Origin of the sequence: Arthrobacter sp. 7Tela_A1 (genome assembly GCF_049311065.1) — a bacterium.
GTDB lineage: Bacteria > Actinomycetota > Actinomycetes > Actinomycetales > Micrococcaceae > Arthrobacter_B.
In genome coordinates this window covers 1-8,512 of record NZ_JAXIOO010000063.1, presented here as the reverse complement: position 1 = coordinate 8,512, position 8,512 = coordinate 1, and the positions used below count along the sequence as shown (strand labels likewise).

General features: G+C 65.1%; 7 protein-coding genes. 1 reads left to right on the top strand and 6 read right to left on the bottom strand.

Annotated elements, in window-relative coordinates; translation table 11 throughout:
* Positions 1–425 precede the first annotated feature (425 nt).
* The 6 genes from tyrS to TVB01_RS16235 all read right to left on the bottom strand — a co-directional run bounded on the left by tyrS (position 426) and on the right by TVB01_RS16235 (position 7,185).
* Entirely contained in the window at positions 426–1,748 is a 1,323-nt protein-coding gene (gene tyrS / locus TVB01_RS16260) for a tyrosine--tRNA ligase (protein WP_422456944.1), read from the bottom strand.
* A 13-nt stretch (positions 1,749–1,761) separates the two neighbouring features.
* On the bottom strand, positions 1,762–4,029 hold the full coding sequence (locus tag TVB01_RS16255; RefSeq protein ID WP_422456943.1) for a UvrD-helicase domain-containing protein: 2,268 nt from the start codon (positions 4,027–4,029) through the stop codon (positions 1,762–1,764).
* Between the two features lie 110 nt (positions 4,030–4,139).
* On the bottom strand, positions 4,140–4,709 hold the full coding sequence (locus TVB01_RS16250) for an adenine phosphoribosyltransferase (RefSeq protein ID WP_422456942.1): 570 nt from the start codon (positions 4,707–4,709) through the stop codon (positions 4,140–4,142).
* A gap of 83 nt (positions 4,710–4,792) precedes the next feature.
* Positions 4,793–5,440, bottom strand: coding sequence for a DNA-3-methyladenine glycosylase (locus TVB01_RS16245; protein ID WP_422456941.1), 648 nt, complete (start codon positions 5,438–5,440; stop codon positions 4,793–4,795).
* 59 nt (positions 5,441–5,499) lie between these two features.
* A complete protein-coding gene (locus tag TVB01_RS16240; RefSeq protein ID WP_422456940.1) occupies positions 5,500–6,375 on the bottom strand; it encodes an SRPBCC domain-containing protein in 876 nt (291 codons plus the stop codon).
* Positions 6,376–6,450: 75 nt separating this feature from the next.
* The gene (locus tag TVB01_RS16235; RefSeq protein ID WP_422456939.1) at positions 6,451–7,185 is read right to left on the bottom strand and encodes a maleylpyruvate isomerase family mycothiol-dependent enzyme; all 735 of its coding nucleotides are present in this window, start codon (positions 7,183–7,185) and stop codon (positions 6,451–6,453) included.
* A gap of 278 nt (positions 7,186–7,463) precedes the next feature.
* On the opposite strand from TVB01_RS16235, the gene TVB01_RS16230 reads away from it, so the two are divergent.
* Positions 7,464–8,435: a Bug family tripartite tricarboxylate transporter substrate binding protein gene (locus TVB01_RS16230; RefSeq protein WP_422456938.1), complete on the top strand. Its 972-nt coding sequence runs from the start codon at positions 7,464–7,466 to the stop codon at positions 8,433–8,435.
* Positions 8,436–8,512 lie beyond the last annotated feature (77 nt).

The following is an 8,512-nucleotide window of genomic DNA, read 5'->3' as shown; positions in this document are numbered from 1 at the left end:
GCATCCGGCCTACTCAGAAAAACCATTTCCGTTTCCGGCTGATTCTTTTTCTTTTCGCACCGCTGCGGTGTTTCATAATTCTATTTCATCGATCCGGTTTTAGCAAATCCGGAATATTTCCGAAATCTGCATGAAACAGAATGATGATTCCACGCCAAACGAAAGCTTATTTTCTCAGCCAATGCCTCGAAGCAAGCCTCTGTGTCGGTTGGATTTTTGCCGCCATGCTCGGCGCTCTTGCTTCTCAGCGGAGCGTCCCGGCCGCGGCGACTCATTTATCTTTGCACACCAGCGGTGACCCATGCAAGCCGGGATCCCTGTGATCTCCTGCACTGCAGGTAACAGGCCAAGTACGGGAAAACGGCGGAAGGCCGGCCCCGCGTGAGCAGTTCACGCGGCGCCGGCCCTCCGCCGTCTGCAATGGTTTAGTCCGTGACCACCACGGTGGCCAGAGTCCGCTTGCCGCGGCGCAGCAGCAGGTACTTGCCGTGCAGCAGCTGTTCGGTGCCAATGACAGCGTCGATCTCGGTGACCTTGCGGTTGTTCACGTACGCCCCGCCTTCGGTAATGGTCCGGCGCGCATCGGAGTTTGTCTTGGAAAGCTGCGTGGCTACCAGCAGGTCGATGATTCCCAGGCTGCCGGATCCAACTTCTGCGCGGGGCAGTTCGGCTGTGGCTGCGGTGAGCGTGGCTTCGTCCAGCGATTCCAGCTCGCCCTGCCCGAAGAGCGCAGCCGAGGCGGCAATGACCTTGTCGGTGGCGTCGGTGCCGTGGACCAGCGAGGTCACGTCGTAGGCAAGGGCCCGCTGTGCCTCGCGCTTGTGCGGTGCTTCTTTCACGGAGCGCTCAAGTTCGGCGATCTCCTCCCGGGTGCGGAAGGTGAAGACCTTGAGGCGGTCGATGACATCGGCGTCGGCGGTGTTCAGCCAGAACTGGAACATGGCGTAGGGGCTGGTCATGGTGGGATCCAGCCAGATGGCGTTGCCCTCGCTCTTGCCGAACTTGGTGCCGTCCGAATTGGTAATGAGCGGCGTACCCAGGGCGTGGACGCCGGCGCCCTCCACCTTGCGTACCAGCTCGGTGCCGGAAGTGAGGTTGCCCCACTGGTCGGAGCCGCCGGTTTGCAGCACGCAGTCGTAATCGCGGAAGAGCTGGAGATAGTCCATGCCCTGCAGCACCTGGTAGCTGAACTCGGCGTAGCTGATGCCTTCGTCAGAGTTCAGGCGGGAGGCGACGATTTCCTTCTTGATCATGGTTCCGACCCTGAAGTGCTTGCCGATTTCCCGAAGGAAGTCCAGGGCGCTCATCGGAGCGGTCCAGTCCAGGTTGTTCACCATGCGGGCTGCGTTGTCACCCTCAAAGCTGAGGAAACGCTGGACCTGTCCCTGCAGGTAGCCGACCCATTCCGCCACCGTTTCCTTGGTGTTCATGGTGCGTTCCGCCGTCGGGCGCGGGTCACCGACCAGACCGGTGGAGCCGCCGACGAGCGCAAGCGGACGGTGCCCGGCCAGCTGCAGGCGGCGCATCGTCAGGAGCTGGACCAGGTTGCCCAGGTGCAGGCTCGGCGCCGTGGGATCGAAGCCGCAGTAATACGTGACCGGGTCTCCGCTGAGGAGTTTTTCCAGTTCCGCCTCATCGGTGGAGAGCTTGATCAGCCCTCTCCACTTCAGTTCCTGCCAGATGTTGGCAAAGGTCGAATCGTTCTGCTGGGCAACTAGGCCCTCGGAGGTCTCGGTATTCTGTGGCACGCCTTCTAAATTATCAGGATTCGGTGCCGTCGATGCCCGCGGGGATGCCGTGCTCCGCTATAAGACGCAACCTCTGTGTGGGCCTGGTCATGGCAACGTACAGATCCCCCACCTTGCCGGCCGCTGCGGTCAGCAGTTCGGACGGCTCAAGGATGACGACGCCGTCGAACTCCAGTCCCTTTGCCTCACGGGGCGAGATGACGACGATGTCCTGCGACAGTCCCCCGGCGCCCGTCCCAACACGGTTCCCGTACACGGCCGTAACAGCCCGGCGGACCTCGGTCAGCCGGTGTTCCTCGGTGATGACGGCCAGAAGGCCTCCCTCAATGGCTTCCAGGTCCTCCGGGAGTGTCTGCATCAGCCTGTCCACCACGGTGCCCTCCGGCACAGTGTCCAGGAACGGAGCCCATTTGCCCTCGCGCACGGCCTTGGGCGCCGAGACCACCAGGCCGGCGGCATTCGCCATCCGAACCGCTGCTTCGGCGATCTGGGCCGGGGTGCGGTAGTTAACCGTCAGTTCCTCCAGGGTCCAGCGCTCCCCCACAAAGGGTTCCAGGGCCCGCTGCCAGGACGTTGCCCCGGCCGCGGAGGAGGTCTGTGCAATATCGCCGACCACAGTGAACGATTTCAGCGGGCAGCGGCGCATCAGCAGCCGCCACTGCATCGCGGACAGTTCCTGTGCCTCGTCCACCACGACGTGCCCGAAGGCCCAGGTACGGTCGACGGCGGCGCGGTCGGCAGCGGTGAGCCGCTGTTCCGTTGCCATGTTGTGGTTGGCAAGGTCTTCGGCAGAGAGGATGCCGTGCGCGCCGGAGTCTTCAAGGAAGCCCTCGGTGTTCTCGATGGCGCGCTCGGCGTTGGCGAGGTCCCGCTTCCGGGCCTCCTCCAGTGCGGCGCTGTCGCGGCCGGCGGAGGCGTCGAGGTCTCCCAGCAGTTCGGCGGCCTCGTCGAGAAGGGGAATATCCGCTTCGGTCCAGGGCGCGTCGGGGCTGCGCATCAGCAGTGCACGTTCGGCGTCCGTGAGCTCGGGAGCGGCCATTTCCAAGTGCCCGGGCTTGCTGAACAGCTCGCTGATGAGCTTCTCCGGGGTGAGCGGCATCCAGCAAAGATTCAGCGCGATCCGGACGTCCCGGGCGCTGCGCACATCTTCAGCCAGGTAGGCACGGTCAGTGCTGTTGCCCGCTCCGGCCGACTCTTCGAGGACTTCGGTCATCTGGTCGGTGAGCTCGCGCAGCAGGATCTTCACGAAGGTCACGCGGGCTTCGTTGTGTGGTTTGCCCGTGGCGCGCGCCCGGTCCCGGGCCCGTGCCACCTGCTTGGGCGTGAGGGTGATCATGGTGCCGTCAACGTTGAGGCGCCGGGGTTCGGCCAGGCTGCGCTGGCGGTTCGCGACGGCCCGGGCGACGACGTCGGCCATTGACAGCCGGCCCTTGACCTCCGCTGCCGCTGCTGTGTCCTCCCCTGACGCGGTGATACCGGGCATCAGCTGCCCCAGGCTGGCCATGACGACGCCGGTCTCGCCCAGGGACGGCAGCACGCGTTCGATATACCGGATGAACGCGTTGGACGGTCCGACCAGCAGCACGCCGGCAGACTTCAGCCGTTCCCGATGCGTGTAGAGCAGGTAGGCCGCACGGTGCAGGGCGACGGCTGTCTTGCCGGTGCCAGGGCCGCCCTGCACAACCAGCGTGCCGGGCAGCGGTGCGCGGATGATGCGGTCCTGCTCGGCCTGGATGGTGCCGACGATGTCTGACATCTGGCCGGTGCGCTTGGAGTTCAGCGCCGCGAGGAGGGCACCTTCACCCTGGAGGTTCTCGCCCTCCTCAAGCATTGAGTAGTCCAGCACGTCATCTTCGAGGCCTTCGACGTCACGGCCCTTGAGGATCAGGTGCCGCCGGCGGCGCACGCCCTGGCGTTCGAAGGCAGTGGCCTGGTAGAAGGTGCCCGCTTCGGGGGCACGCCAGTCGACCATCAGCCGCTGGAGGTCGGCAGTGGAGAGGCCGATCCTGCCGATGTAGCGGGTCTCGCCGTCGTCGAGGTCCAGGCGTCCGAACACCAGCCGGTCGTCGACGGCATTCAGCTGCGCAAGTCGGTCCTCATACATGGTTGCAAAGGCATCGCGTTCGGACCGGTTCTGGTGCGAACCGGCTGAGTGGCTGCGGCGGACCTGGGCCAGCTGTTCGCTTTTTTCCTCGCGCAGTTCATCGAGCCGGTGGTACAGGCCGGCCACATATTGGCGCTCGTTTTCGAGCTCCGCATGGGCCGTAGGCGTTTCAGGCATGTTCGCGTTCCCTCTCGCAAAGGCAGACCGTCAATCTTACCCCGCATCGGCACATTTTCCATGCCCTGTCCATAGAGCGGCCAGACGGCACGCCGCCGGGACGCAAAAGACTAGTACGTGCGCAGGGAACGGACCTTGTAACCGGCCAGGTTTTCCCGCCCGCCAAGGCCGTCCAGTTCAAGTACCACGCCGATGCCGGCAACGCTCGAGCCGGCACGTTCGATGAGCCGGGCAGTGGCACCCAGGGTCCCGCCGGTCGCCAGCACATCGTCCAGGACCAGGACCCGGGAACCGGGGGGAATGTCGCCGATGTGAACTTCGAGGCTGTTGGTCGCGTACTCCATGGAGTACGTCTCGTTATAGGTCGGGCGCGGCAGTTTACCGGGCTTGCGGACAGTGATAACACCGTGTCCGGAAGCGTAGGCTGCGGCAGCGGCGAGCAGGAAACCGCGGGCCTCGACGCCGGCCACGTAGTCGAAGGTTCCCTCGAAGCCGGCCAGCAGGGCGTCGACCATGCCGCGCAGTGCCGGTCCGTCAGCGAAGACCGGAGTCAGGTCACGGAACGTCACCCCCGGGGTCGGGTAATTCGGGACCACCGCGCAGAGCCGGTCAATGGTCTCGAGAATGGATTCGGCCGGTATTGCAGAGCCGGCCAGGGGTGCTGAAGCTTCGTCTTTCACCTATCCACCTTATCGGGCCCGGGCACCGACTGCCCTGCCCGGCAGCAGTCCGGGTGTGCGCTGCTGGTCACAGGGGTGCCGGTTCAGGCCGTCTTGGCTGTGGCGCCCGCCGGCTGCCGGCGCTGCACCGCAGGACGGTATTTGGAAACCGTTGGTTCCCCGGTGAGCCAGAAGCGCCAGGGATAGGCCTCTCCCCCGCCTTCGCCGCTGACCCCAACCCTGGGACCGCGGGAGATCCGCGCCGGGTCCATCGGTTCGGCTGGCAGCTCGAGCCGCAGCGGCCCGGTGAAGACGTCAGCCCCGTTCAGGGTCCGGTCAATGCCCAGTGCCTGCGCAAGCCGGGCGGGACCGCGGGCCAGATCCAGATCCGTCTTCGGTTCCTTCCGGCGCCGCCGGGCAATCTCGCGTCCCTCAACGATTTCCCCTGCCCGCAGCAGCAGGCCGGTGGCCGTGCCCTCAACCCCGCAGACAACGTTGGCGCAGTAATGCATGCCGTAGGTGAAGTACACGTAGAGATGCCCGGCTGGGCCAAACATGGTCGCGTTCCGGGCGGATTGGCCGCGGAAGGCATGCGATCCGGGGTCAGCATCGCCCAGGTAAGCCTCTACTTCGGTGATCCGGACGGCCACGTCGCCGTCGTTGGTTTCATGATGCAGGACAGCACCCAAAAGCCACGGTGCTGCCTCCGTGGCCGGAACGGCCAGACGCGTGCGAGGGTCCGGGGAATTCATGCCTCGACCGTAGCAAGCCGGACCACCGGCCCGAAAACCGGTCGGTCTCCGGGCGGAACTCAGATCATTGATCCGTAAAGTGCTTCGAGGGCGCGCAGCCGGTGCGAGTTGGGGTTCGGGGTTCCGCCGTCCAGGCGGACAGCCGCGGAATCGAGGGCCAGATGCCAGGCGGCCATGAGGGCGGCGGTGTCTTGGGCGGTCCCGCCTTCGAGCCGCTGTGAGATGCGCATCTTTCCAAAGCCGTCTTCATCAACGGCGGTGATGTCCGCGCCTTCGCCCATGCGCAGGTTGCCGCTGGAGCTCTCGAGGGCGGCGCCCAGATCGTCTGCAGGCGCGTCGTACCAGCGTTCAAAAAGGAGGGTCCTGCCCTCCGGTGTTTCTTCCAGGACGCCCATGGTCGGGGAGATGCGGAAGTCACGGCTGTAGGCATCGCGCAGGGACCTCCACTGCCCCGGGGCTCCCGGTTCCGGGGTTCCGCCGGCGGCCACAGCCGCGAAGGCGTCATGCAGCCCTTCCCATCCTGCACTTCCTTCGGCGAGGAAATCGGCAGTGTCGGTGCGTGAGCGGAACGTCAGGAGTGCCCCGCCGTCGGATTCAAGGACCTGCCATTCGAGCACGGACTCTTCACCAAGTTCATCGTCCCAGGAGATTTGCAGGCTGGACCGGGGGTTCAGCTGCAGGACGGTCCCCGAGGCGGTTCCGTTGCCCATGTCGAGGGTGTATTCCTTGCCCAGTTCCCAGCCGGGTGTTACGGATCCCAGCCACTTTTCCACCTTGCGGGGGTTGGTGAGTACGTCCCAGATGTGGGCCGTGGGATAGTCGAACTGCTTGTCGAAAGCCAAGGCCCAGCCGTCGGTCAGCCGCTCGATCCTGCCCTGCGGAACGGCGGAGGGATCGTTCCCGGAATTGCTGGACGGTGTTGCTGAGTCAGCCATGGCCGGCCTTCCGTAGACGCGGATTATCGCACTACCAACCCTAGGCTGGACGCGCTTGCTCCGGAAGGCCCGTCCCTACTGCGGGCTCATTGCGGACGGCCATGGGAGCAGCACCGGAAGGACAACGCCATCGGCGTCCGCATCAGCACGGAGGCTGCCCAGGCTGGGATGGCGCCCGGCCAGCCACGCGGCAATGTCGGTCGCCATTCCGTTGACCGCCACGGTCCGGGGCCCGTTGCCGATGGTCCGCGGCAGGTGCCCGAGGGGCTGCAGCCTCAGGCGCAGGCCGTCAGGAACGCGGGCAGAAAGAAAACCAAAAAGATGGTCCGAGAACGCCGGCGTCCAGGCATCCGGGTCGACGCCGATGTCCAGGTCGCTGAGATGGATCACCAGTTCGCGCCACAGGGCTTCCGCTCCATCCCGCACGACGCCGCCGCGGTAGGAGATCGAGGTGCTCCAGCCGGCGTCGCCGAGGGCAGTGAAACGCTCGATGGCCTGTCCGATTTCCCGTGCCAGGACCTCACGGTGCTCAGCGGCTGAGCGCAGGGCGCCGCGTTCGATGGCCTGGTTCCGGCCGTCCACGCCGCCGTCGTACAGTTCGATCGTTTCTCCGCGGGCGGCGAACTCGACCTGGCGGGCCATGGCCGTGCTGACCCCGGCGATATGGGCCAGGACATGCCCTCGGCTCCACCCCGGAAGGCGCGACGGCGCTGCCACCTGCTCGTCGGACAGCGGGGGCAAATGCCGGGCAAGTTCTTGGGCTGCGGTGCTAATGGCGGCCAGCAGTTCGGCGTTGGTCTGCTCAGTCATGCGCCTAGCGTAGCGCCGGCCCCGCCTGGATGCGCGTTCCTTCCAGTTCCGGGCGGCGGCTTCCTTGCGATCGGACTCTGTAAACACCCGTGCGGAGGCGGCAAGTCACAGTTTGACTGCATCCTTGCAGATGAGGATGGTGTGAATTAGATTACACCCAGTGTGCGATTGTTGAACATTTGTTCGCATAGCGCGCAGTAGCAATCTGGGGGCCAACCGATGTCATCGACGACAGCCGGATGCGTCCGCCAGCCTTACGGATGCAAAAGGAGCTCCACGTGAAAAGACTCACCAAGTCACTGGCCATCGGCACCATTGGCCTCTTCGCACTGTCCGGCTGTGCTTCGGGGAGCGGCAGCGACTCCGGCGACGAGTTCCCGGCCCAGGACATCAGGCTCACAGTCCCCTGGGCGGCCGGCGGCTCCGGTGACCTGACGGCGCGCACCATCGCCCCGCTGCTTGAACGTGAGCTCGGCGTTGAAGTCATCGTGGAGAACCGGCCCGGCGCCAACGGTTCAGTCGCTTACAACTGGCTCAAGGACCAGAAGCCTGACGGATACAACCTTTCGATGATGGGTGTCGAGGTCGCCACCCTGCAGTTCCAGGACTACGACATCGACCCGGCCAATTACGAACCCATCGGCCAGGGGCTTTCAGGGCCCGGCGCCATCGCCGTCCCCGTGGACAGCCCGTTCAAGACCCTCGAAGACCTCATTGAAGCAGCCAAGGCCAGCCCCGGGGACATCACGTACTCAAGCCCTGGCGTCGGATCGGTCTGGGACTCCCCCGCCCAGGGCCTCCAGGAACTTGCCGGCATCACGCTGACGTCCGTACCGTTCGATGGCTCAGCCCCCGCTGTGGCCGCCGTGGCGGCCGGTGACGCGGACTTCTCCATCGACGCAATCGGCACGCAGAAGACGCAGGTTGACGCCGGCAAGCTGCGCTACCTGGCGATGCTCACGGATGAGCGCGACCCGAAGAACCCTGATGTCCCCACCGCCAAGGAGTCGGGGATCGACCTGACCAATGCCTCTTGGGTTGGCATCATGGCCCCGGCAGGAACTCCCGCCGAGACGGTCCAGCGGCTCTCCGAGGCCATGGGCAAAGCTGTCGAGGATCCTGAATACCGCACCGTCATTGAGAACTCCAATCTGGTGCCGACCTTCAAGGATTCCGATGAGATGAAGTCCTTCCTGGAAGCCGAAGCAGACCGTTACGGCCCCTGGATCGCGCTGGCGCAAGGCAAGTAGGGCCCAGCATCCGGGACACCGGACCGTGCCCCGTCCGGGGGGCCGGTAGCAGAAAAACACCCAAAAAAAAGAAAAAA